Below are 24,010 nucleotides of genomic sequence, written 5' to 3'. Positions count from 1 at the left end.
TGCAATTGTCTCGTGAGTGGAGGGATTTAGACGGAGTAGTGGCGTTCAAGTGCTTCGACGTCGAAGCCCAGGTCGGTCAGCTTGATGAAGAGATCGACCGGCAGCGGCTGACCGCGCTTCCAGTGAAACTTGGCGAGGGTCAGGTAGCTCACGCGGCGACCTCGTGCTTCAGGACCAGCTCGACGGCCTCGGGGAACTTGTCGACCAGCTTCTCGACCGTGGCGTTGATGCCGAGGCCGAAGCGGACGTACTGGGTCAGCACGTCATGGATGTCGGACATGTTGACGGTGACCGACTTGATCTGGCCGAAGGCAGCCGGCTTGGCCTTGCCAGCGGTCTTGGGCTCCACCTCAAGGAAGCGGGACGGACGGAAGCTGCCAACCATGCCCTCGAAGCGAAGGAAGCCGTCGTAGCGGACCTCCCTGACCACATACTGGGTGCCAAGCTTGATCTTGCTGCCGGACACGGTGTCGATGCACTCTACGGTGTCACCTGCCTTGATGCTCATTTCAGTTCGCCTTTCATGTATGCGTCGATGCCACGGAACTCGGCGCGCTTGCCGTCGTCCCCGTTGATGAGGTTCTTGGTGACCGTGAAGGCTTCCTGAGCAGGAATGCCGAGGTGGTCTGCGAGGGTGAGGAAGACTGTGGCTGCGCCCATGATCTGGATTTCGGGGCGGAAGTCCTGCAGTCGGTCGAGGACAGTCATGGACGCCATGGCGACGTCCCGAGGGGTCGCCGTGTTCAGCACGTCACGGTTAAGCCGGGGCATGTGGACCTTTCGAATTGGTGGAGATGAAGGTGATGATGATTGCGATGGAGATGATCAGGGCAGCCCACTGGATGCTCATGAGAACCACCATGTGATTGCCGCGATGACGCCCAGGTCGATGGCCAGAAGGTTGACCAGCAGGGCCAACAGCAGGGCGACCGCTATGTTGCGGCCGCTGCTCATAGGCGCCCCAACAACTTTGTGGATGCCACGAGGGAGGTGCCGATGATGATCCCGGCCATGGCACAGAGGGACAACCCGGCGACGAGAACCCCGATGATTTGAATGGCCTCACTCATGCAGCAGCCCTCCGGTTGCGGAAGACGGCCTTGCGCTGTTCCTTCTTGCCGAAGTAGCCCTTCTCCTTCAGGCCCTCGATCAGGGTCTTGCGGACCTCGTATCGATCCGTCTTGGAGGCGGCAGCTAGGTCGATGTTGACCGAACCAACGGTGATGTCGTGGTGGGCAGCGCCCATGCGAATGGTGATGTTCTGCATTAGGTGAAATCCTTCGAGAATGTTTCGTAGGGCTAGTGGAGGGGCTATTGATGCACTGGAAGGAATGTCCCGCCAGTGCAACGATCTATGCGAAGAAGAAGTCTGATTTGGTGACCTGTGACAGGTCGAGGTCTCCTTTCGAGGGAAGCTCTTCGAACGCTCCAATGTCGGGAGCGACGAGTGACTGCAGGACAAGTTGGTCCCGCAGCTTGGTCAGTGGATCGCCCTGGTACATCTCGACAAACACCTTGCGGAGGGTCGAGGCCAGCAGCGTTGTGTTGCAGGCGTGGGTGCCATAGCTGTCGTGGATCATGGCAAAGTCGGTGAGACCTTTGGCAGCCAGCTCGTCGACAGTGAGGATCATGGCAGAGGCGTCCATGGAGTGGACGAAGTTGGGGCTGATCGAGGTAGCCTGCTTGGACACGTCGATCAGGTCGGTCTCCTCATAGACGCGAGGCTTGACCAGCTTGCCGGCGATCTTCGTCTCGATCTGCCGCGACTTGAAGTTGACGTAGCCTTGGTAGGCCACGAACCCGCTCGGCGTCTCCCAGTGCATCGGAAGGTTCACCTTAGCGATTGTCCTGGCCGTCTTCTGAAGCCACCCCATGGCCTCCCTAGCGGCGATGACCACGTCCCCGATGCTGTCCCAGATGATGCTGGACAGGAACCCGATGGCCTTCTTCAGATCGTCGCCCAGGTTATGCTTGTAGCCGCCAGCGATCTTGGCCTTCACAGCCTCGTCGACGTACTTCAGGCACGACCGTGGCGTTCCGCCGTAGGGCAGCACCATGACTGGCCGCTTGGTGACCTTGCGATCGATCCCCATGGTGAGCCATTCGTAGGCCCATCGTCCCCTTTCTGCATTCATCCCTTCAGTGGAGAGGATAGCGCGCAGTTGTTCCATCACGCGGTCAGCGACGACCTGATAGATGTCCTGTGGCTTCTTCGCCGGGATCAGGTTCACAGCCCGCCCGCCGACAGCGTCGAGGAGCATGGCCGAGAAGTGCTGTAGCCCATTGCAGGAGCCGTCCAGGGCGATAGGGAGGTGCGAGACGAAGTCGGTCCTACCCAAGCCGTTGATGTAGTCGCGGTACTCGAAGCAGAACGCCAGGAAGCACCAAGGCTTGTCGGCCTCAGTCCACCAGCGATCCTCAAACGGATCACGGGCACACGAAATGATTCGAGTATGGTTCTCGTCAACCCATTTGACGCGCTCGTCGAACGACACCTTGTCGACGCCAAACGTGTTCGCCCCATGGATGGCCAGCCAGCGCGCGCCATCGGCCCCGAGAGGCTTCCCCTCAGCGAACCGCAGCAGGGCCTTGACCGGATCGCCGGCCTGCGGATGCATGACCAGAGGAACCGGATAGGCGCGGCCACGGAAGTCGAGGTTGTGTGGGAAGTAGATCGCCCGCTCGTCGCGGAACCGCTGAGCCAGCCCGAACAGGGTCTCCTGATGGAGCCGGTCTTGGCGAAGCTGGAGGTTCTCGGTGTAGACGTCGCGGGCAGCCCACTTCCACTCTTGGAGCTGCTTCTGCTGATGCGGAGGCAGCGTCTTGGGGTCGACATCCTCAGGGATGCCGATGGGTCGATCCGGCTTGGGACTGTCCCCCGGCACGAGGCCGGCGATGCCCTCATTCGTCTTGGCCATCACGGTCATGACGTCGAGGACCCGCTGGTTGATCTGCCAAGGCGTCCGCTGAATGGCGTTGAGACCACGCAGGAGGACACCCCTGTGCTGCGTCTCGGCCAGCTTGCGCTTGAGCAGCTCGAACTGCTTCTTGCTTGCCCTGCGGACGAGCTTAAGAGGACGGTCGAGGTCGGTGTAATAGCCGCCACCTGAGAGCCCCGTCCAGTCCTTCGGCGGGACCAGCATGGGTAGGAAGTCGGGGTATAGGTGCTGGCCACCACGGATGGATTGGTCGATCCATGCCATGGCGCGCTCGCTCAGGTGGACGAGGTATTGGTCCTTGGGGGCGTTCTTGTCGCCACCCTCATGGGCCTGCTGGATCATGATTAGGCCAGTATTCTCCGCGAACAGCTCGACCAGACGGATGCCGAGGTGGATCATCTGCGTCCGGCTCCACCTGTCCCAGGCGATGTTGTGCTTGCCCATGGCGAAGGTGAGGACGACGGCCTTGTGCTGCTCGGTCGCGCCGTCATCAGACAGCTTGCGCAGCTCATAGTCGAACCGATCCTTGTCCTGCTTGCGGAACTCAGTGAACCGGGCTTCCAGCTCAACCGCACGGGCAACCGCCACGGCCAGCGTCAGGAGGACCGGAGCGCGCGGCTTCATCATGCGCCCGAGGATTGCCCTGCAGGCGAGATAGGAGACCACGCTATGGTCCATGTCCTTGATCAGCTTCGCGGCGACGGCGCGCGGCCCAGGACGACCCGAGTACACCTCGTCGACAAACTTCGTGATGCTCGCTGCGACGGGACCGACCACGCTTTCGAGGATCGTGCGCCCCGTATCCGTCTCATAGCCGCGCTCCTTGTCTACGTTCTTGCGGACCCGGGAGAGGTAGCGATCCCGCCCGAGGCCCGACATTTCAATCTCCAGCTCGATCTGGCGCTGGAGTAAGTGGTCGTGTTGGGTCAATGCGTCTTCCTTGGTGTTCGAGAGGGACGAAATGCTGGTCACCGCCGATGGCCATAGCCAGCGTTCGAGCCGCTGAAGCAGCCCGACAGGTGTTCAGCATGATGTCGAAGAGGAGCAGCTTGGTGTCTGCGTAGGAGAGGCCGGCGCGGTTGGCGAGGATGTGGACGCCTGTTCGGTTCTTAGCCATCAGGCAGCCCTCAAGACCACGAAACGCCCAAAGGCTGCATTACGCGCCGTGGCCATGGCTAGAACCGACTGAACATCCGGGCAGGCACCAGCGGCAAGGCTTTCTTCAAAGTCGTCGAGCAGCGCTTCTAGGCTGCTGAGAACTGTCAGCAACTCTTTGTCGATGCAGACTGCTTTCTTTCTGCCTTCAGCCTTGATCGATAGGTAGCCATAGGCATCGACCACGATCTTCACAGCGGGCGCGTCGGGGTCGCTCCTCCAGTAGCCGTCGAGGCAGAGCCATGGGTCGCCATATGGGCCTACTGGTTCGACGGTAATGCTTACGTGGCCGTCGAGGTGGGAATTGATGTTCACGGTCAGTTCTCCTTGGTGTAACAGGGATTGTTTCAGGGACCGATCTGTCACAGCATTTGGCCCACCAGTGCAATGATCGGGAAAGAGGCTGAAACCCCAGCGCAAAGCCGGGGATTTCAAGGCGTTCGGGGGTTCGTCCCGCTAGTGGGAAGAAATTAAGCTTAACGCTTCGTTAGGCTTAATGGATCATAAAGACGAGACGTGCTGTCAGGCTGCGCTCATCGGCCTGACGTGCGTGTTTGTGACGCCTATTCCCGTTGACGCCCATAGTGCCCCATGATATCCCATTTCCATACCAAAGCTTTCGTTCCGCGTCAGGGTAAAGCGTACGCCAATCGGGCAGCCGCGGCGGCTGCGCGTTTGCCGGTTTTCGCCGGTGCGGACGGGGTTGGTGCGGGGCAGGCAACGCGCGGCGGTGGCGCGTGCGACACGACGAAGAGGGGTGCGGCGGCGCAAGCGGCCGTAACGTGTGATGGACCGGTTTCTGTCGAACACGGTGAGCAGGATCGACGCGAAGGGGCGGGTGTCCGTTCCGGCGCATTTCCGTGCCGTGGTGCAGAGGCGCAGCTATTCGGAGCTTTATGCGCTGCGTTGCCTGGACCTGCCGGCGATGGATGTCGGCGGGCTCGACCTGCTCGACCGCTACGAGCAGCGCATCGCTCAGGAAGATCCGTTCCTTCAGACGGCCGACGACATGTCGTTCTTCTGCCATGGCGACGGCGCATTCCTGAAACTCGACCAGGATGGCCGCATAACCATGACCGATTTCATTCGCGAACATACCGGCATCTCGGCGGAGGTGGCCTTTGTCGGGCGCGGCAATTTCTTTCAGATCTGGGAGCCGGGACGGCTTGCGACCTATGGGGCACAGGCTCGGGCCAGGCTTTTGCAGCTTCGGCAGGGGACGAAGGCTCACGAGGCCAAGGCTGGGGAGCGACCGGAATGACGGTGGGCCACGGCGATGATATCAACGCCGTTGGCGGATCGGCCCGCCACATTCCGGTCCTCCTTGGCGAAGTGCTGGAAGCGCTGGCGCCGGCGGAAGGCGACATCGTCATCGACGGTACGTTCGGCGCCGGCGGTTACACCAAGGCGATCCTGGCGGCTGGCGCGTCCGTGGTTGCCATCGACCGCGATCCGGATGCCATCGCGGCCGGCCGCGACCTCGAGGCGCAGTCCGGCGGCCGGCTGAGGCTCGTGCAGGCGCCGTTCTCGACGCTCGACGAATACGTTGAAAGCGCCGATGGAGTCGTGCTCGACATCGGTGTCTCCTCGATGCAGCTCGACCAGGCCGAGCGCGGCTTTTCCTTCCGCTCCGACGGCCCGCTCGACATGCGCATGGCGCAGGCGGGCCTGAGCGCCGCCGATGTCGTCAACAGTTTCAAGCCGGGCGACCTTGCCCGCATCTTCGGCTTTCTCGGCGAGGAGCGTCACGCGGGGCGCATCGCCCGCATGATCGAGGCCCGGCGCGAAAAGCGGCCGTTCGAGCGCACGCTGGAACTCGCCGACGCGATCGAGACGCATATCGGCCGGGCGCCAAAGGACAAGATCCATCCGGCGACGCGCGTCTTCCAGGCGCTGCGCATCTTCGTCAATGACGAGCTCGGCGAATTGGCCAGGGCATTGCTGGCGGCCGAACGCGCGCTGAAGCCTGGCGGGCGCCTTGTGGTGGTGACGTTCCATTCGCTGGAAGACCGCATCGTCAAGCGCTTCATCGCCGACCGCGCCGACGCTATGACCGGCTCGCGCCACATGCCGGAGGCGCAGGCGCGCACCGCGACTTTCCGCAAGGCTGGTGGCGGCGTGACGGCAGGTGACGCCGAGGTCGCCGCCAATCCACGGGCCCGCTCGGCCAGGCTGCGTGCCGCGATCCGCACCGAGGCGCCGGCGCGCGGCGGCGATTTTTCGATCTTCGGCCTTCCAAAACTTCCCGGCATCGATCGGCCGGGGGAGAGGTAAGCACGTGTTTCGTACCAGCGACATTGTCCTGATCGCCGTCATGGTTTCGGCAGCCGCCCTGACTTACAAGGCCAAGCGCGAGGCCGAGGACCAGTTGGCGGCCGTGCAGAAGATCCATGCCGAGATACGCTACGAGGAGGACACGATCGACCTGCTCAAGGCCGATTGGAGCCTGCTCACCCAGCCGTCGCGGCTGCAGAGGCTGGCCGAACTCTATAAATCCCAGCTCGCACTGGAGCCAGTCAGCGCCCGGCAGATCGTGGGCCTGGGCGACCTGCCTGCCAAGGCCCTCGACATCCAGGACATCCTGAACGGGCGCCAGGGCGCCATGGCCGACAATTCCGACAAGGCGCCTTCGGGCGACAAGGATCCCGTCGTGACCGGAGACATCGCCCAATGATCGGCAAACTGCTGAAGCGCTTCGCCACGGTCGGCCGCGCCAGGACGGGTGGGGACGGATCGATCGTGGTCGAAGGCGCCCGCAAGGCGACCGGCGGCAAGGGCAAGGCGCGCATCGTGATGACGATGGCGGTGTTCTTCGGCATTTTCTCGATCATATCGGGGCGGCTGGTCTATCTCGGTTTCCAGACACCCGACCTGTCGGGCGGTCCGCAAAGCCGGGTGACAGCCTCACGCCCCGACATTGTCGACCGCAACGGCGAAGTGCTGGCCACCGACATCAAGACGGCGTCGCTGTTCGCCGAGCCGCGCCGAATCGTCGATGCCGACGAGGCGATCGAGAAGCTGTCGACAGTGCTACCCGAAATCGACTACGAGCAGACCTACCACAAGCTGAAGAGCGGTGCAGGCTTCGTCTGGCTGCAGCGGCAGCTGACGCCCAAGCAGCAGGCCGACATCATGCAGCTTGGCATTCCGGGCTTTGGCTTCCGCACCGAAAAGCGCCGTTTCTATCCGAGCGGCGAAACCTCGTCCTACATTGTCGGCCTGACCAACATCGACAACCAGGGCATCTCCGGCATGGAGAAATATATCGATGAGCAGGGCCTGAGCGACCTGCAGGCGTCGGGCCTCGCGGTGGCGAGGGATCTCAGGCCTGTGAAGCTTTCGATCGATCTGCGCGTCCAGCATGTAGTGCGCGACGAGATCGCCGCCGGCTTGGAACGCTATCGCGCCATGGGCGCTGGTGCCGTCGTGCTCAACGTCAAGACCGGCGAAGTGGTGGCCATGGCCTCGGTGCCGGATTTTGATCCGAACAATCCCTACAATGCACAGGACAAGGACCGGCTCAATCGGATGTCGGCCGGGCTCTATGAGATGGGCTCGACCTTCAAGAGCTTCACCTCGGCCATGGCGCTCGATTCCGGCAAGGCGACGATGTCGAGCCGCTTCGACGCTTCGCATCCAATCCGGGTCGGCCACCAGGCCATTCACGATTTCCACGGCAAGAACCGTGTGCTGTCGTTGCCGGAGGTGTTCCTCTACTCGTCCAACATCGGGTCGGCCAGGGAGGCCGAACTGGTTGGCATCGAGGCGCACCGCGAATTCCTGCATCGCCTCGGCATTCTGGAGAAGATGCAGACCGAACTGCCCGAAGTCGCCCGCCCGACCGAGCCCAAGGTCTGGAAGCAGGTCAATTCGTTCACCATCGCCTTCGGCCATGGCGTGTCGACGACGCCGCTGCAAGCGGCTGTCGGCTGCGCGGCACTGGTCAATGGCGGCTTCCTGATGCAGCCGACATTCCTGGTCCGCAGCCAGGAGGATGCGATGGCGGCGGCCAAGAAAGTGGTTACTGAAAAGACTGTCGAGGGCATGCGCTATCTCTATTCGCTCAATGCCGAGAAGGGGTCGGCCAGAAACGCCCGGGTCCCCGGCTACCGCGTCGGCGGCAAGACTGGAACGGCCGAGAAGGTCATCAACGGCCGTTACTCGAAGGAGTTGAATTTCAACACCTTTGTCGCCGCCTTCCCGATGGACGATCCGCAATATCTGGTGTTCACGATCGCCGACGCCCCGCATCCGGAAAAGCCGGGGATGACCGACGTCGCTGCCAACAATGCTGGGGTGATGGCCGGCAATATCATCAGGCGTGCAGCGGCCATGCTTGGCGTGAAGCCAGATTTCAGCCATGAAAATGGTGCAACGCTGGTTTCCTATCAGTGATTCTTGCGGCGCGCCGGCAACTGCGCGCTATTTTGTTGCGGTGAACGGGACTCGATGAAGCTCAAAGATCTAGCCGGTATCCTGCCAGTCGAAGGAACAGCTTCCGCCGATCTGGAGGTTACCGGCATCTCGTCCGATTCCCGCCAGGTGAACCCCGGCGTCGTCTTTTTCGCGCTTGCCGGAACCAGGGCTGATGGCGCGAGCTACGCCGCCGATGCGGCCCTTCGTGGCGCTGCCGCGATCGTCGCGGGCAAAGGCAGCGCCCTTGGCGATTTGCCGGTTCCGGTGTTGGCGGTCGATGATCCGCGCCTGACACTGGCGTTGAGTGCCGCCCGCTACTTCGGCAAACAGCCGCAAACCATGGTCGCCGTGACCGGTACCAGCGGCAAGACGTCGGTCGCCGCCTTCACCAGGCAGATATGGGAGCAGGCGGGATATGCAGCCGCCTCGATCGGCACCACCGGCGTGGTCGCGCCCGGCCGCAATGAATACGGTTCGCTGACGACACCCGATCCGGTCGCCCTGCACCAGTTGCTGAGGGAACTGGCGGATGCCGGCGTTACCCACGCCTCGATGGAGGCCTCCAGCCACGGGCTCGATCAGCGCCGCCTGGACGGCGTCAAGCTCGCCGCTGGCGGCTTCACCAATCTCGGTCGAGACCACATGGATTACCATCCGACGGTCGAGGATTATCATCGCGCCAAATTGCGCCTGTTCGATACGCTGCTGCCGAAGGGCGCACCCGCCATCGTCTTCGCCGATGATCCGTGGTCGGAACCGACGATAAAGGCGGCGCGGGCCGCCGGGCTTGACGTGCTGACGGTCGGCCGCCACGGCGATTTTCTCAGGCTGAAGCGGGTCGAGCATGAGCGTCATCGCCAGCGCGCCGAGGTCGAGGCCGACGGTGTGATATACGAGATCGACCTGCCGCTCGCTGGCGATTTCCAGATCGCGAATGCGCTGGTTTCGGCAGGACTTGCCATTTCCACTGGAACACCTGTCGCCAAGGCCTTGGCGGCATTGGAGAAATTGAAAGGCGCGCCGGGCCGGCTCGACCTAGTCGGCACCACGGCAAGCGGCGCACCGGTCTATGTCGATTACGCCCACAAGCCCGATGCGCTGGAGAACGTGCTGGCCTCGGTGCGTCCGTTCACCACCGGGCGCGTGATGGTGGTGTTCGGCTGCGGCGGCGATCGTGACCGTGGCAAACGGCCGATCATGGGCGAGATCGCGACACGGCTTGCCGATGTCGTCATAGTCACCGACGACAATCCGCGCTCCGAAGTGCCCGAAACCATCCGTGCCGCCATTCTTGCCGCCGCGCCCCGCGCCATCGAGATCGGCGACCGGCGCAAGGCAATCCACGAGGCTGTCGGCATGCTGCATGCCGGCGACACGCTGATCGTGGCTGGAAAAGGCCACGAGGAAGGCCAGACGATCGGCTCGGAAACCCTGCATTTCTCCGACCACGAGGAAGTGCGCGCCGCGCTCAGGGAGCGTGCCGCATGAGTTTGCTGTGGACCTCGGAAGCGCTGGTTGCCGCCATGGACGGGCGGCCGCTCGGCCCCATGCCCGAAGGCATATCGGGCATTTCGATCGACAGCCGCAGCCTGCAGCCGGGCGAGGCTTTCTTCGCCATCAAGGGCGAAGCGATGGACGGCCATGACTTCGTCACCGCGGCCATCAAGGCCGGCGCCGGCGTGCTGGTGGTGGCGGAAGGCAAGCTGCCGTCGCTCGGCCGGTTGACCGCGCCGATCATCGTCGTCGACGACGTGCTGGTTGCGTTGGAAAAGCTCGGTGTCGCGGCGCGCGCCCGCTCGCAAGCCAAGATCATCGCGGTCACCGGTTCCGCTGGCAAGACGACAACCAAGGAGGCGCTGCGCCACGTGCTTTCGGCCGTCGGCAAGGTGCATGCCTCGGCGCAGTCCTTCAACAACCATTGGGGCGTGCCGCTGACCTTGGCGCGCATGCCCGCTGACTGCGACTATGCCGTGTTCGAGATCGGCATGAACCATCCCGGCGAGATCCGGCCGCTAGTGAAGATGGTGCGACCGCACGTCGCCGTCGTCACCATGATCGCGGCCGCGCATCTTGGCTTCTTCCGCAATCTGGACGAGATCGCCAGGGCCAAGGCCGAGATTTTCGAGGGGATTGAGCCCGATGGGGCCGCGATCCTCAACCGCGACGATGCGCGTTTCAAGCTGTTGGACAAGATGGCACAGGCTGCCGGCGTCGAGCATATCTATGGCTTCGGTGAGAATGCGCGCTCGACCTTCAAGCTGGTCAAGTGCGAGTTGCATGCCGATCATTCCGACATCGCCGCCAGGATCAGCGGCCACGATATGATCGCTCGTATCGGAGCTCCCGGCCGGCACATGGTGCAGAACGTCTTGGCGGTGCTCGGCGCCGCGCATCTGGTCGGCGCCGATCTCGACAAGGTGGCATTGGCGCTGGCCGATCTCTCAGCCGAGCGCGGGCGCGGCAAGCGCCATGTGCTGCGGCATCCCGGTGGCCCGACTTCGGGCCAGGCCGGTGGCCAAATCACGCTGATCGACGAGAGCTACAATGCCAATCCGGCCTCGATGGCGGCCGCCATGGCGCTGCTCAACGCGACGCCGGTGACGGGCGAGGGCAGGCGCATCGCCGTTCTTGGCGATATGCTCGAACTCGGCGACCACTCGGCCAAGCTGCATGCCGCTCTTGCCGATCTCATCGTCGGCACGGGCACGCGGACGGTCTTTCTCGGCGGGCCGGAAATGCGGTCGCTGTCGGAAGCACTGCCGGGCGATATCAGGACGGAATACCGCGCCGGCGTCGAGGAGTTGAAGCCGGTGCTGCTCGCCGCGCTGAAGCCGGGCGACGTGGTGATGATCAAATCGTCGAAGGGCATCGGTTTTGCAAAACTGGTCGATGCGCTGCTGGGCAAATTCCCGGCCGAGACGACAACAAGCAACCAGACCTAGATCAAGTCGGGGACGAAAAGCGCATGTTCACACTGCTGGTCGATTTCGCGGACAAGATCTCTGTCTTCAATGTCTTCCGCTACATCACGTTCCGCACCGGCGGCGCGCTGATCACCTCGGCGCTGATCGTCTTCATCTTCGGGCCGACCATCATCAATTCGCTGCGGCTCAGGCAAGGCAAGGGCCAGCCGATCCGCGCCGACGGGCCGCAGACGCATTTCAAGAAGGCGGGTACACCGACGATGGGCGGACTGATGATCCTGTCCGGCATCATCGGCTCGTCGCTTTTATGGGCGAACCTGTCGAGCATCTATGTCTGGGTGGTGCTTTTGGTGACAATCGGCTTCGGTTCGATCGGCTTCTACGACGACTATCTGAAGGTGACGAAGCAGTCTCATCTCGGCTTTTCCGGCAAGGCGCGGCTTGCGTTGGAATTCGTTATCGCCGGCATCGCCGCCTGGGCGATCATGCACAATGGCCAGGCGCCGTTCTCGTCGTCGCTGACATTCCCCTTCGCCAAGGAATTCATCATCAACCTCGGCTGGTTCTTCGTTCCGTTCTCCTGCTTCGTCATCGTCGGCGCCGGCAATGCGGTGAACCTCACCGACGGTCTCGACGGCCTGGCGATCGTGCCGATCATGATCGCGGCGGCGTCCTTCGGTGTCATCGCCTATCTCTCGGGCAACGCGGTGTTCGCCGAATATCTGCAGATCCATTTCGTGCCCGGTACCGGTGAGCTGGCGGTCGTGCTCGGCGCGGTCATCGGCGCCGGCCTCGGCTTCCTCTGGTTCAACGCGCCGCCGGCGGCGATCTTCATGGGCGACACCGGCTCGCTGGCCATGGGCGGCCTGATCGGCACGGTCGCGGTCGCCACCAAGCACGAGATTGTGCTGGTCATCGTCGGTGGCCTGTTCGTGGTCGAGATCTTCTCGGTCATCATCCAGGTCGGCTACTTCAAGATGACCGGCAAGCGCGTGTTCCTGATGGCGCCGATCCACCATCATTTCGAAAAGCTTGGCTGGACCGAAAGCCAGGTGGTGATCCGCTTCTGGATCATCGCCGTCATCTTGGCGCTGGTCGGCCTCTCCACCCTCAAGCTCAGATAGGCCGCCATTTGATCCCCGCCGCATCCTTCGCAGGCAAGCGTGTTTCGCTCTTCGGGCTCGGCGGCTCGGGGATCGCCACGGCGCGCGCGCTGATCGAGGGCGGCGCTGAGGTGTTGGCCTGGGACGACAATCCCGACAGCGTCGCCAAGGCGGCCGCCACCGGCATTGCCACCGGTGACCTGCGTGGCGCAGACTGGGCAGGGTTTTCCGCCTTCGTGCTGTCGCCCGGCGTGCCGCTGACCCATCCCAAGCCCCACTGGACCGTGGAACTGGCGCGCGGGGCAGGCGTCGAGGTCATCGGCGACATAGAGTTGTTCTGCAGGGAGCGGACGCAGCGTGCGCCGGATGCTCCCTTCATCGCCATCACCGGCACCAATGGCAAGTCGACGACGACCGCGCTGACGGCGCATATCCTTCAAGCTTCCGGGCGCGACACGCAGATGGGCGGCAATATCGGCCGCGCGGTGATGACGCTTGATCCGCCGAAGCCCGACCGGCATTATGTGGTCGAGTGCTCGTCCTACCAGATCGACCTTGCGCCCTCGATCAATCCGACGGCCGGCATCCTCCTCAATCTGACGCCCGACCATCTCGACCGCCACGGCACCATGCAGCACTACGCTTCGATCAAGGAGCGGCTGGTGGCGGGCAGCGACACCGCGATCATCGGCATTGACGATTCCTGGTGCGCGCAGATCGCCGAGCGGCTGGAGCGGGCGGGACGGCAGGTCATCCGCATTTCCAAACGGCTGCCGCTGACCGACGGCTATTTCGCCGACGGCACCAATCTGATGGAAGCGGTGCATGGCCGCTACAGCCGTGTCGCCTTCCTCGAAGGCATCGGCTCGCTGCGCGGCCAGCACAATGCGCAGAACGCACTGGCCGCCGTCACCGCCTGCCTCAAGGTCGGGCTCGACCTCGGCGAAATCCAGTCGGGGCTCGAAAGCTTCCCGGGCCTCGCCCACCGCATGGAGCAGGTCGGCCGCAAGGATCATGTGCTGTTCGTCAATGATTCCAAGGCAACCAATGCCGATGCCGCGGCGCCGGCCCTGTCCAGCTTCAACCGCATCTACTGGATCGCCGGCGGCCTGCCTAAGGAAGGCGGCATCGAGCCGCTGCGCGGCTTCTTCCCGCGCATCGCCAAGGCCTATCTGATCGGCGAGGCGGCACCTGCCTTTTCGGCGACACTCGGCGAGGCCGTGCCCTATGAGATCTCGGGCTCGCTGGCGGCCGCTGTCGAACACGCCGCGCATGACGCGGCAAAAGACGACGGCGGCGAGGCCGTGGTGCTGTTGTCGCCGGCTTGTGCCAGTTTCGACCAGTTCAAGAATTTCGAGGTCCGCGGCGAAGCCTTCAGGCAAGCTGCGAGCGCTATAGATGGCGTCAAACCCATCGGAGGGGCACGATAATGCAGAGCCGTCTCGATAAAAGTCCGGTCGCAACCTGGTGGTGGACCATCGATCGCTGGTTCCTGGCGGCGTTCCTGTCGCTGATGGGGCTCGGCATCGTGTTGTCCTTCGCGGCAAGCCCGGCGGTCGCCGAACGCATCGGCCTCGACAGTTTCCACTTCGCCACCCGACAGATCATCTTCACCGTGCCTGCGCTCGGCGTGATGCTGGCGGTCTCCTTCCTCGATTCCAGGCAGATCCGGCGCATGTCGCTGATCATGCTGTGCCTTATGCTGGTGCTGATGGTGGCGGTGCTCTATGTCGGCGTCGAGGTGAAGGGGGCGCGCCGCTGGGTGTCGCTCGCCGGGCTGTCGATCCAGCCTTCGGAATTCCTCAAGCCGGCCTTTGTCATCATGTGCGCCTGGCTGTTCGCCGAACACAAGCGCCAGCCCGACATTCCCGGCAATCTGTTCGCCATGCTGCTCCTGGTGCTGGTCGTGTCGCTGCTGGTGGCGCAGCCGGACCTCGGCCAGACCATGCTGACCACCGGCACCTGGGGCATCATGTTCTTCATGGCGGGGCTTCCCTGGCTGTGGATCATCGTGCTGGGCGCCGCCGGTGTCGGCGGCGTCTTCGCCGCCTATACGGTGTTTCCGCACGTCGCGCTGCGCATCGACAAGTTCCTCACCGGCGAAGGCGACACGTTCCAGGTCGACATGGGCCGCGATGCGCTGATCAATGGCGGCTGGTTCGGGGTCGGGCCGGGCGAGGGCACGGTCAAGCGGGTCATTCCCGACAGCCATGCCGACTTCGTCTTCTCGGTCGCGGGCGAGGAGTTCGGGCTGATCATGTGCTTCTTCATCATGTCGATCTTCGCCTTCATCGTGCTGCGCGGCCTCAACACGGCTCTGAAGGAACATGACGACTTCACCCGTTATGCGGTCGGCGGTCTGGTCACCGTGTTCGGCCTGCAGGCCGTCATCAATATGTGCGTCAACCTGCAGCTGGTGCCGGCCAAGGGCATGACGCTGCCCTTCATCTCCTATGGCGGCTCCTCGCAGATCGCCATCGCCATCTCGATGGGGATGGTGCTGGCGCTGACGCGCAAGCGGCCGGAAAGGCGCAAGCAGATGGGCTTTACGCTGCCGCAGCGCGCCATGCCGGCGGAGTGACATGGCCAGGGGCGTTATCCTTCTCGCGGCGGGCGGAACCGGCGGACATCTGTTTCCAGCCGAAGCGCTGGCGCATGAACTCATCGAGCGCGGCTGGGCGGTGCATCTGGCGACCGATACCCGCGCAGAGCGGTTTGCCGCCCATTTCCCGGCCGCTGCCGTCCATCCGATCCAGTCGGCGACGTTGGGCTCGAAAAATCCTTTCGCCCTGCTTGGCGCTTTCTGGAAAATCTGGAGCGGCGTGCGTCAGGCCTCCGCTGTCATCGGCAGGGTCAAGCCGGAGGTCGTGGTCGGGTTCGGCGGATATCCGACCTTGCCGCCGCTCTATGCGGCGACGCGGCGCAAGGTGCCGACGCTGATCCATGAGCAAAACGCGGTGATGGGGCGCGCCAACCGGGCTTTGGCCGGCCGGGTCGATGCCATTGCCGGCGGCTTCCTGCCGCAGGATGAGAGTGCGACCGGCGTCAAGACGGTGACGACCGGCAATCCGGTCAGGCCGGCTGTGCTCGAAGCAGCGAGGACACCTTACGTGGCTTCGGCCGGGGATGAGCCTTTCCGCCTGCTGGTGTTCGGGGGCAGCCAGGGTGCCCAATTCTTTTCCGATGCCATGCCGGGGGCGGTCGCGCTGCTTTCCGATGCGCAGCGCAGACGCCTCGTCATTACGCAACAAGCCCGCGCGGACGACGTGGCGCGGGTGAAGGCGGCCTATGCGGCGCTCGGCGTCGCCGTCGAGGTCTCGCCGTTCTTTACCGACATGGCGGCGCGCATAGCGGCGGCGCATCTGGTGATCTCGCGCTCCGGCGCCTCGACCGTCTCGGAGATCGCCGTCATCGGCCGGCCGGCGCTGCTGGTGCCCTATCCCTTCGCGCTTGACCACGATCAGGCGGCCAACGCGGCGGCCCTTGCCGCCGCCGGCGGCGGCGAAGTGCATGTGCAGTCCTCGCTTTCGCCCGAGCGCATCGCGGCACTGCTCGGCGCCCTGGTGGACCAACCGGAGCGGCTCGCGACGATGGCTGCTGCGGCGAAGTCGGTCGGCAGGCCCGACGCCGCACGGTTGCTCGCCGACCTCACAGAGGCTATTGCGTCCCGCAAAACAGTATCGGATTTCAGGAAGGGTACGCACGCATGAAGATGCCGCAGACCATTGGCCTCGTGCATTTCATCGGCATTGGCGGCATCGGCATGAGCGGCATCGCCGAGGTGCTGCACAATCTCGGCTACAAGGTCCAAGGGTCCGACCAGGCCGATAGCGCCAATGTGCAGCGGCTGCGCGACAAGGGCATCGAATGCTTCGTCGGCCACAAGGCCGAGAATCTCGGTGACGCCGAGGTCATCGTCGTCTCGACGGCGATCAAGAAGTCGAATCCGGAACTGAAGGCGGCGCGTGAAAAGCTGTTGCCGATCGTGCGCCGCGCCGAGATGCTGGCTGAACTGATGCGTTTCCGCCAGGCTGTCGCCATCGGCGGCACGCATGGCAAGACGACGACGACCTCGATGGTGGCGACGCTGCTCGAAGCCGGCGGGCTCGACCCGACCGTCATCAATGGCGGCATCATCAATGCCTATGGCACCAATGCCCGCATGGGCGACGGCGAGTGGATGGTGGTCGAAGCCGACGAGAGCGACGGCACTTTCCTCAAGCTGCCGGCCGACATCGCCGTCGTCACCAACATCGATCCCGAGCATCTCGATCATTACGGCAACTTCGACAATGTGCGCGAGGCGTTCCGCCAGTTCGTCGAGAACGTGCCTTTCTATGGCTTCGGCGTGATGTGCACCGATCACCCGGAAGTGCAGGCCTTGGTCGGCCGCATCGAGGACCGGCGCGTCATCACCTATGGCGAGAACGCACAGGCCGATGTGCGCTTCAGCAATCATCGGATGGCAGGGGCGACCTCGGAGTTCGACGTGGTCATCCGCGACCGCAAGGGGCGCGGCCAGACGACGATATCGGGCCTGCGCCTGCCGATGCCCGGCCGCCACAATGTCTCCAATGCCACTGCCGCGATAGCGGTTGCGCACGAACTCGGCCTGTCGGCCGATGCGATCAAGAAAGGCCTGTCGTCCTTCGCCGGCGTCAAGCGCCGCTTCACGCATACCGGTTCCTGGAACGGCGTCGACGTGTTCGACGATTACGGCCATCACCCGGTCGAGATCTCGGCGGTGCTGAAGGCGGCGCGCAGCGCCACCAACGGGCGCGTCATCGCCATTGCCCAGCCGCATCGCTTCACCCGGCTGCACGATCTGTTCAACGAGTTCTCCGCCTGCTTCAACGATGCCGACACGGTGATGGTAGCTCCGGTCTACGCCGCCGGCGAAGAGCCGATCGAGGGCGTGACATCGGATGCGCTGGTGTCGCGCATTCGCGCCGGCGGTCATCGCGACGCGCGCTATATCGAGGGGCCTGCTGATATCGCACCCGTCATCCGCGACATCGCCAAGCCTGGCGACTTCGTGGTCTTCCTTGGCGCCGGCAATATCACCCAATGGGCCTATGCTCTGCCGAAGGAGCTTGCCGCCTCATGATGAACGGCCAGGCCCTGATCGACAGACTTGGCGACCGGCTGGCCGGCCTGCGCGGCCGTATCACGCCGAATGCCGAGATGGACAAGATCACCTGGTTCCGGGCAGGCGGCCTTGCCGAGGCGCTGTTCCAGCCGGCGGACGAGGATGACCTTGCCGCGTTCCTCAAGGCGGTTCCCGAAGAGATCCCCCTGACGATTGTCGGCGTCGGCTCGAACCTTCTGGTCCGCGACGGCGGCATTCCGGGTTTCGTCGTCAGGCTTTCCGCCAAGGGCTTTGGCGAGGCCGAAGTCATCTCCCCGATCAGGATCAAGGCGGGTGCCGCGACGCCCGACAAGCGAGTGGCGGCGGCGGCACTCGAGGCCGGCATTGGCGGCTTCCATTTCTACCACGGCATTCCAGGCGCCATCGGCGGCGCGCTCAGGATGAATGCCGGCGCCAATGGCGTCGAGACCCGCGAGCGCGTCGTCGAGGTGCGCGCGCTCGACCGCAAGGGCAATGTCCAGACGCTGAGCAATGCCGAGATGGGCTATGCCTACCGCCATTCGGCGGCGCCGTCCGGGCTGATCTTCACCTCGGCCGTTTTCGAAGGCTTTGCCGAGGACAGGGCGGTGATCAAGGCGGCGATGGATGCGGTGCAGAACCATCGCGAGACCGTGCAGCCGATCCGCGAGAAGACCGGTGGCTCGACCTTCAAGAATCCGGATGGCACCTCGGCCTGGAAGGAAATCGACAAGGCGGGTTGCCGTGGCCTGATGATCGGCGGCGCGCAGATGTCGCCGATGCATTGCAACTTCATGATCAACACCGGCACCGCGACCGGCTACGACCTCGAATATCTCGGCGAGACGGTGCGCGCGCGAGTGCTCGAGCATTCCGGCATCCGCTTGCAGTGGGAGATCAAGCGCATCGGCAATTTCCGCTCCGGACATGCCGTGCAGGAGTTCCTAGGCCAGCTTCTTTAGCGCATCTTGAAGTTCACGTGATGCGTGAACTTGAACCGGATCGAAATGCCGTGAAATCGTTGCTGCAAAGACTCAACGACGCGGTTTTCGCATCCATTTTCTCAGAAAGTGAATCTCTCGGATTCATAAGTACTTGCCAGTGAATCAACTCTCTGATTCTCTGCCCTAAAGCGTTTCCTGATTTGAGTCGTTCGACGCGTTACCCGCGTTTTCCGTCTGGGGGGCAACCTGCTGGGAGACTCGGACTCAATGTTGCGGAAATCTTGGATTTTGATCCGCAGTGAGAGGGGATGACGGGGAATGAAGGGCAAGCATGTGGCCGTATTGCTGGGAGGTTTCTCGTCCGAGCGGCCCGTGTCCCTGTCTTCCGGAAAGGCCTGTGCCGATGCGCTTGAGCAGGAAGGCTACCATGTCACCCGCGTCGATGTCGGGCGCGATGTCGGCTCGGTGCTTGCCGAACTCAAGCCTGATGTCGCGTTCAATGCGCTGCATGGGCCTTTTGGCGAGGACGGCACCATCCAGGGCATCCTTGAATATCTCGGCATTCCCTACACCCATTCCGGCGTGCTCGCCTCGGCGCTTGCCATGAACAAGGAGCAGGCGAAGAAGATCGTCAAATCGGTCGGCGTTCCCGTCGCCGAATCGAAGGTCGCCAATCGCTTTTCCATCCAGAACAAGCACCCGATGAAGCCGCCCTATGTGGTCAAGCCGGTCAGCGAGGGGTCGAGCTTTGGCGTCGTCATCGTGTCGGAGGGGCAGTCGCATCCGCCGCAGGTCATCGGGTCGTCCGAGTGGAAATATGGCGATACCGTCATGGTCGAGCGCTACATTCATGGGCGCGAGCTGACCTGCGCGGTCATGGGCGACGTGGCGCTTGGTGTCTGCGAGATCATCCCGACGGGCCATTCCTTCTACGACTATGATTCAAAATATGTCGCGGGGGGATCAAAACACGAATGCCCCGCAAAAGTTTCACCGAATATTTACCAAAAAATACAGACACTGGCGCTCAAGGCTCACCAAGCTGTCGGCTGTCGGGGCGTTTCCCGGTCGGACTTCCGTTATGACGATCGTCACTCCGAAAATGGCGAGGTTGTATGGCTCGAGGTCAACACTCAGCCGGGCATGACACCGACGTCTCTGGTGCCTGAAATTGCCGCCCATGCCGGGCATTCGTTTGGTGAGCTGTTGAGTTGGATGGTGGAGGACGCTTCGTGTCTGCGTTGAAATGGGGACAGGGTAAGGTGAGGGGCGCGGCCGGGCCGTCGCTGTTCGGCCTGCCATTGTCGTTGGACCATTTCGTTCTGCCGCGCGTGCTTCGCCGCCCGGTGCGCATTCTGACGCGCCTGGGTGATGGCGAATTCCAGGCGCCGCGATTCTCCTCTGCGATCATGTCGGCGGTGCTGCTGGTCTCGAGTGGGGCCTATGGTGCCTACCTTGGCGGTCATGCCGACGGCATCATTCAAAGCATCACCGCCCGCACCGGCTTTGCCGTCGATCAGGTCAAGGTGGTCGGCAACCGTCAGACTTCGGAGATAGACATTCTCGACAGGCTCGAGCTCGATGGCTGGACGTCGCTGATCGGCTTCGATGCCGAGGCCGCGCGGGAGCGCATAGCCACCTTGCCGTGGATCCAGGTTGCCGCGGTGCGCAAGGTCTATCCGCACACGCTGGAAGTGCGCGTCGAGGAGCGGGAAGCCTTCGCGCTCTGGCAGCAGGGCAACGATCTCTCCGTCATCGAGAAGGACGGCACCGTCATCGCGCCGTTCTCGGGCGGCAAGCAGGTGCTCCTGCCGCTGTTGATCGGCACCGGCGCGGCGGAAAAGGCGCCCGATTTCCTGGCCAAGATCGAACAATATCCCGACCTCGCCGGCCGCATCAGAGGCTATGTCCGCGTCGGCGAGCGGCGCTGGGACCTGAAGCTGGACAATGGCATCACCATCAAGTTGCCAGAAGACGGCGAGGACAAGGCGCTCGCCGAACTCGTCAAGATGGACCATGACAAGGGGCTGTTGTCGCGCGACATCGCCGCTGTCGACATGCGCCTGACGGACCGGCTGGTGGTGGAGCTGACGCCGCAGGCGGCGACCCAGCGCGAGGCCGCGCTCAACGAGAAACCAAAGACCCTCAAGCGCAAGCCGGAGACGAAGATATGAGCTGGCTTGGCGGTTCTGGCGACGCCTCGTCGCGCCGGTCCGGCACCCTGACGGTGCTGGATGTCGGCTCGAACAAGGTCTGCTGCATGGTGGCCAAGCTGAAGCCGAACGATGACGGCAAGCTTTTGCGCGGTCGCTCGCACCGGATCCAGGTGATCGGCATCGGCCATCAGAAATCGCAAGGCGTGAAGTCGGGCGTCGTTGTCGATCTCGACCGCGCCGAGCATGCCATTCGCCTGTCCGTCGACGCCGCCGAGCGCATGGCCGGGCTGACGGTCGATTCGCTCATCGTCAACATGACTGCCGGCCGGCTGAAGAGCGAAAGCTTCTCGGCCACCATCAACCTTGGCGGCCATGAGGCCGACCAGGCCGACATCAAACGCGTGCTCGGTGCCGGCGCCAAGCAGGCGCTCAAGGCCGAGCGCGAGGTGATCCATTCGCTGCCCGTCGGCTTCTCGCTCGACGCCGAACGCGGCGTGCGCGATCCGCGCGGCATGGTGGGCGATGCACTTGGCGTCGACATGCATGTGCTGACGGGTGACGCGGCACCGATGCGCAACCTGGAGCTCTCCATCAACCGTTCGCACCTGTCGGTCGAGCGCATGGTGGCGACGCCCTACGCCAGCGGGCTGGCCGCCCTCGTCGACGACGAGCTGGAACTCGGTGCCGCCTGCATCGACATGGGTGGCGGCACGACGACGATCTCGGTGTTTTCGGAAGGCAAGTTCGTTCACGGCGACGCCATCGCCATAGGCGGCAACCATGTCACGCTCGACATGGCCAAGGGGCTTTCGACTTCGCTCGATGCCGCCGAGCGGCTGAAGGTGATGCACGGTTCGGCGCTGCCGGGCAGCGCCGACGACCGCGACCTGGTCTCGATCCAGCCGATCGGCGACGATGGCGACGTGCCGCTGCAGATCCCGCGTTCGGTGATGACGCGCATCGTGCGCGCCCGCATCGACGAGACGCTCGAACTGCTGCGCGACCGGCTCAACAAATCCGGCTACGGCAATGCTGTCGGCAAGCGCGTCGTGCTCACCGGCGGCGCCAGCCAACTGGCCGGCCTGCCCGAGGCGGCACGCCGCATCCTGGGGCGCAATGTGCGCATCGGCCGCCCGCTCGGCGTGGCGGGCCTGCCAGAGGCGGCGAAAGGCCCGGCTTTCTCGGCCGCGGTCGGGCTTCTGATCTATCCGCAGATGGCGAACTTCGAGAGCCATCCGGCGAAAGGCATTTCCGGTCTCAGAATGACCGGAACGGGTGGAAAACTGCATCGCATGAGTCAGTGGTTGAGAGACAGTTTCTAATTGACGGGGACAGCCCCATAGGCGGCCGCGGCGGCGAAGCGGCGTGAAAGGCAAAGGACGGAGACAATGACCATCAATCTGCAGAAGCCGGACATCACCGAGCTTAAGCCGCGCATCACCGTGTTCGGTGTCGGCGGCGGCGGCGGCAATGCCGTGAACAACATGATCACCGCCGGACTGCGCGGTGTCGAGTTCGTCGTGGCCAACACCGACGCGCAGGCGCTGACCATGTCGAAGGCTTCCCGGCTGATCCAGCTTGGCGCGCATGTCACCGAGGGACTCGGTGCCGGATCGCAGCCGGAAGTCGGCCGCGCGGCGGCGGAGGAGTGCATCGACGAGATCCTCGACCATCTCACCAACACCCACATGTGCTTCGTCACCGCCGGCATGGGCGGCGGCACCGGTACGGGTGCGGCTCCGGTTGTTGCACGCGCAGCCCGCGAAAAGGGCATCCTGACCGTCGGCGTCGTCACCAAGCCGTTCCACTTCGAAGGCCAGCGCCGCATGAAGACGGCCGACTTCGGCATCGAAGAGCTGCAGAAGTGCGTCGATACGCTGATCGTCATCCCCAACCAGAACCTGTTCCGGCTGGCCAATGACAAGACCACCTTCGCCGACGCCTTCGCGATGGCCGACCAGGTGCTTTACTCCGGTGTCGCCTGCATCACCGACCTGATGGTCAAGGAAGGTCTGATCAACCTCGACTTCGCCGACGTGCGTTCGGTGATGCGCGAGATGGGCAAGGCGATGATGGGTACCGGCGAGGCTTCCGGCGAAGGCCGTGCGATGGCCGCCGCGGAAGCCGCGATCGCCAACCCGCTGCTCGACGAAACCTCGATGAAGGGCGCCAAGGGCCTGCTGATCTCGATCACCGGCGGCCGCGACCTGACCCTGTTCGAAGTCGACGAAGCGGCGACCCGCATCCGCGAAGAAGTCGACCAGGACGCCAACATCATCCTGGGCGCCACTTTCGACGAGGAACTCGAAGGCGTCATCCGCGTCTCGGTGGTCGCGACCGGCATCGACAAGTCGGCGGCTGAAATTGCCGCCGCGCCGATCTCGATCCGCACCGCGCCGCCGAAGCCGGCCGCCCGGCCGGCAGTCGCCGCGGTGGAAAGCCGCCCGGCGCCGGTCCAGCAGACGGTGTATGAGCCGCGCGCCGCCGATCCGGTTGCCGAAGCCATCCAGTTGGCCGAAGCGAATGCCGCTGCCATGGCACAGGCTCGTCCGGCACCGGTCGCCCATGCGGACGATTTCCGCCCGCAGAGCAAGATCTTCCAGGCGCCGCCCGCGCAGCCGCAGCCACAGCCGATGCCTGTCCAGCAGATGATGCAGCCGGCCCCGCAGCCGCGCGAGATGCTGCGTGAGGTCCAGCAGCCGGTGGCGATGGCGCCGCAGCGCATGCCGCGCGTCGAGGACTTTCCGCCGGTGGTGAAGGCAGAGGTGGATGCCAAAAGCCGCCCGGCCGACCACGAGAACAGCGGGCCGATGGGTCTCCTGAAGCGCCTGACCAATGGCCTGACCCGTCGCGAAGAGGAACCTGCACGGCTGCAGCCGGCGCAGCCGCGCGAGCCCAAACTGCGCCAGGCCGCACCGGAAGTGCGCCGCCTCGCCAGCCAGGATGCCCAGCTCTACGCGCCACGCCGCGGCCAGCTGGACGACCAGGGCCGCCTGACGCCGCAGGTGAGGGCGACTCAGGACGACGATCAGCTGGAGATTCCGGCGTTCCTGCGCCGCCAAGCCAACTGAGCGGTTAACGGACTGTAACAATTGTTAACAGGCAGGCAAGAAATTGCTTGCCTGTTAACGTTTAAAACATAGCATAATCAATCGGTTATGACGCCGTACATGTTCCAGTTCGCGGTTACAAAGAGTAAGAAACCGTGATTTGGAGTCTCCCTGCCGGGACACTATCTTCGCTGCCTACCATAGTCGGTTTGCCGG

Annotated in this window: 22 protein-coding genes; 16 read left to right on the top strand and 6 right to left on the bottom strand. The window is 63.7% G+C overall.

Annotated elements, in window-relative coordinates; all coding sequences use genetic code 11:
* Nucleotides 1-26: 26 nt before the first annotated feature.
* The 6 genes from C7I87_RS36360 to C7I87_RS00545 all read right to left on the bottom strand — a co-directional run bounded on the left by C7I87_RS36360 (nt 27) and on the right by C7I87_RS00545 (nt 4,409).
* Nucleotides 27-152 (bottom strand): hypothetical protein, encoded by a 126-nt coding sequence (locus C7I87_RS36360; protein WP_281409034.1) that lies wholly within the window; start codon nt 150-152, stop codon nt 27-29.
* On the bottom strand, nt 149-508 hold the full coding sequence (locus tag C7I87_RS00565; RefSeq protein WP_149902358.1) for a hypothetical protein: 360 nt from the start codon (nt 506-508) through the stop codon (nt 149-151). The genes C7I87_RS36360 and C7I87_RS00565 overlap by 4 nt, the downstream gene beginning before the upstream one ends.
* Complete coding sequence (locus C7I87_RS00560) at nt 505-708, bottom strand: hypothetical protein (protein ID WP_210250609.1); 204 nt, start codon at nt 706-708, stop codon at nt 505-507. Before C7I87_RS00560 ends, C7I87_RS00565 begins: the two co-directional genes overlap by 4 nt.
* Nucleotides 709-1,066: 358 nt before the next feature.
* The gene (locus C7I87_RS00555; protein WP_149902356.1) at nt 1,067-1,267 is read right to left on the bottom strand and encodes a hypothetical protein; all 201 of its coding nucleotides are present in this window, start codon (nt 1,265-1,267) and stop codon (nt 1,067-1,069) included.
* 85 nt (nt 1,268-1,352) lie between these two features.
* Entirely contained in the window at nt 1,353-3,911 is a 2,559-nt protein-coding gene (locus C7I87_RS00550) for a DNA-directed RNA polymerase (RefSeq protein WP_149902355.1), read from the bottom strand.
* A gap of 144 nt (nt 3,912-4,055) precedes the next feature.
* Nucleotides 4,056-4,409, bottom strand: coding sequence for a hypothetical protein (locus C7I87_RS00545; RefSeq protein WP_149902354.1), 354 nt, complete (start codon nt 4,407-4,409; stop codon nt 4,056-4,058).
* A 472-nt stretch (nt 4,410-4,881) separates the two neighbouring features.
* On the opposite strand from C7I87_RS00545, the gene mraZ reads away from it, so the two are divergent.
* From mraZ to ftsZ, 16 genes are all read left to right on the top strand, one after another.
* On the top strand, nt 4,882-5,355 hold the full coding sequence (mraZ, locus tag C7I87_RS00540; RefSeq protein ID WP_149902353.1) for a division/cell wall cluster transcriptional repressor MraZ: 474 nt from the start codon (nt 4,882-4,884) through the stop codon (nt 5,353-5,355).
* Nucleotides 5,352-6,368 (top strand): 16S rRNA (cytosine(1402)-N(4))-methyltransferase RsmH, encoded by a 1,017-nt coding sequence (gene rsmH / locus C7I87_RS00535; protein WP_149902352.1) that lies wholly within the window; start codon nt 5,352-5,354, stop codon nt 6,366-6,368. The genes mraZ and rsmH overlap by 4 nt, the downstream gene beginning before the upstream one ends.
* Nucleotides 6,369-6,372: 4 nt before the next feature.
* Nucleotides 6,373-6,768, top strand: coding sequence for a cell division protein FtsL (locus tag C7I87_RS00530; RefSeq protein WP_149902351.1), 396 nt, complete (start codon nt 6,373-6,375; stop codon nt 6,766-6,768).
* Entirely contained in the window at nt 6,765-8,489 is a 1,725-nt protein-coding gene (locus C7I87_RS00525) for a peptidoglycan D,D-transpeptidase FtsI family protein (protein WP_149902350.1), read from the top strand. Before C7I87_RS00530 ends, C7I87_RS00525 begins: the two co-directional genes overlap by 4 nt.
* Before the next feature lie 54 nt (nt 8,490-8,543).
* Nucleotides 8,544-9,998, top strand: coding sequence for a UDP-N-acetylmuramoyl-L-alanyl-D-glutamate--2,6-diaminopimelate ligase (locus C7I87_RS00520; RefSeq protein ID WP_149902349.1), 1,455 nt, complete (start codon nt 8,544-8,546; stop codon nt 9,996-9,998).
* On the top strand, nt 9,995-11,452 hold the full coding sequence (locus tag C7I87_RS00515) for a UDP-N-acetylmuramoylalanyl-D-glutamyl-2,6-diaminopimelate--D-alanyl-D-alanine ligase (protein ID WP_149902348.1): 1,458 nt from the start codon (nt 9,995-9,997) through the stop codon (nt 11,450-11,452). Before C7I87_RS00520 ends, C7I87_RS00515 begins: the two co-directional genes overlap by 4 nt.
* Before the next feature lie 23 nt (nt 11,453-11,475).
* Nucleotides 11,476-12,558, top strand: a complete 1,083-nt coding sequence (mraY, locus tag C7I87_RS00510) for a phospho-N-acetylmuramoyl-pentapeptide-transferase (protein WP_149902347.1) — start codon at nt 11,476-11,478, stop codon at nt 12,556-12,558.
* An 8-nt stretch (nt 12,559-12,566) separates the two neighbouring features.
* A complete protein-coding gene (murD, locus tag C7I87_RS00505) occupies nt 12,567-13,967 on the top strand; it encodes a UDP-N-acetylmuramoyl-L-alanine--D-glutamate ligase (RefSeq protein WP_149902346.1) in 1,401 nt (466 codons plus the stop codon).
* Nucleotides 13,967-15,118: a putative lipid II flippase FtsW gene (gene ftsW / locus C7I87_RS00500; protein WP_149902345.1), complete on the top strand. Its 1,152-nt coding sequence runs from the start codon at nt 13,967-13,969 to the stop codon at nt 15,116-15,118. The genes murD and ftsW overlap by 1 nt, the downstream gene beginning before the upstream one ends.
* A 1-nt stretch (nt 15,119) precedes the next feature.
* Nucleotides 15,120-16,247 carry an undecaprenyldiphospho-muramoylpentapeptide beta-N-acetylglucosaminyltransferase gene (murG, locus tag C7I87_RS00495; protein ID WP_149902344.1) on the top strand — a complete coding sequence of 376 codons (1,128 nt, stop codon included), beginning with the start codon at nt 15,120-15,122 and terminating at the stop codon, nt 16,245-16,247.
* Nucleotides 16,244-17,644: a UDP-N-acetylmuramate--L-alanine ligase gene (gene murC, locus C7I87_RS00490; protein ID WP_149902343.1), complete on the top strand. Its 1,401-nt coding sequence runs from the start codon at nt 16,244-16,246 to the stop codon at nt 17,642-17,644. The genes murG and murC overlap by 4 nt, the downstream gene beginning before the upstream one ends.
* Nucleotides 17,641-18,606, top strand: coding sequence for a UDP-N-acetylmuramate dehydrogenase (gene murB / locus C7I87_RS00485; protein ID WP_149902342.1), 966 nt, complete (start codon nt 17,641-17,643; stop codon nt 18,604-18,606). Before murC ends, murB begins: the two co-directional genes overlap by 4 nt.
* A 300-nt stretch (nt 18,607-18,906) precedes the next feature.
* Nucleotides 18,907-19,833: a D-alanine--D-alanine ligase gene (locus tag C7I87_RS00480; protein WP_149902341.1), complete on the top strand. Its 927-nt coding sequence runs from the start codon at nt 18,907-18,909 to the stop codon at nt 19,831-19,833.
* Entirely contained in the window at nt 19,821-20,762 is a 942-nt protein-coding gene (locus C7I87_RS00475) for a cell division protein FtsQ/DivIB (RefSeq protein WP_149902340.1), read from the top strand. The genes C7I87_RS00480 and C7I87_RS00475 overlap by 13 nt, the downstream gene beginning before the upstream one ends.
* On the top strand, nt 20,759-22,066 hold the full coding sequence (ftsA, locus tag C7I87_RS00470; protein ID WP_149902339.1) for a cell division protein FtsA: 1,308 nt from the start codon (nt 20,759-20,761) through the stop codon (nt 22,064-22,066). Before C7I87_RS00475 ends, ftsA begins: the two co-directional genes overlap by 4 nt.
* Nucleotides 22,067-22,132: 66 nt before the next feature.
* Nucleotides 22,133-23,815 (top strand): cell division protein FtsZ, encoded by a 1,683-nt coding sequence (gene ftsZ, locus C7I87_RS00465; RefSeq protein ID WP_149902338.1) that lies wholly within the window; start codon nt 22,133-22,135, stop codon nt 23,813-23,815.
* The last annotated feature ends 195 nt before the right edge of the window (nt 23,816-24,010 follow it).

Origin of the sequence: Mesorhizobium sp. SARCC-RB16n, from assembly GCF_008520305.1 — a bacterium.
In the GTDB taxonomy this organism is placed as follows: Bacteria; Pseudomonadota; Alphaproteobacteria; order Rhizobiales; family Rhizobiaceae; genus Mesorhizobium.
The sequence above is the reverse complement of the archived record's forward strand: the minus strand, read 5'-3'. Positions and strand labels throughout refer to the sequence as shown.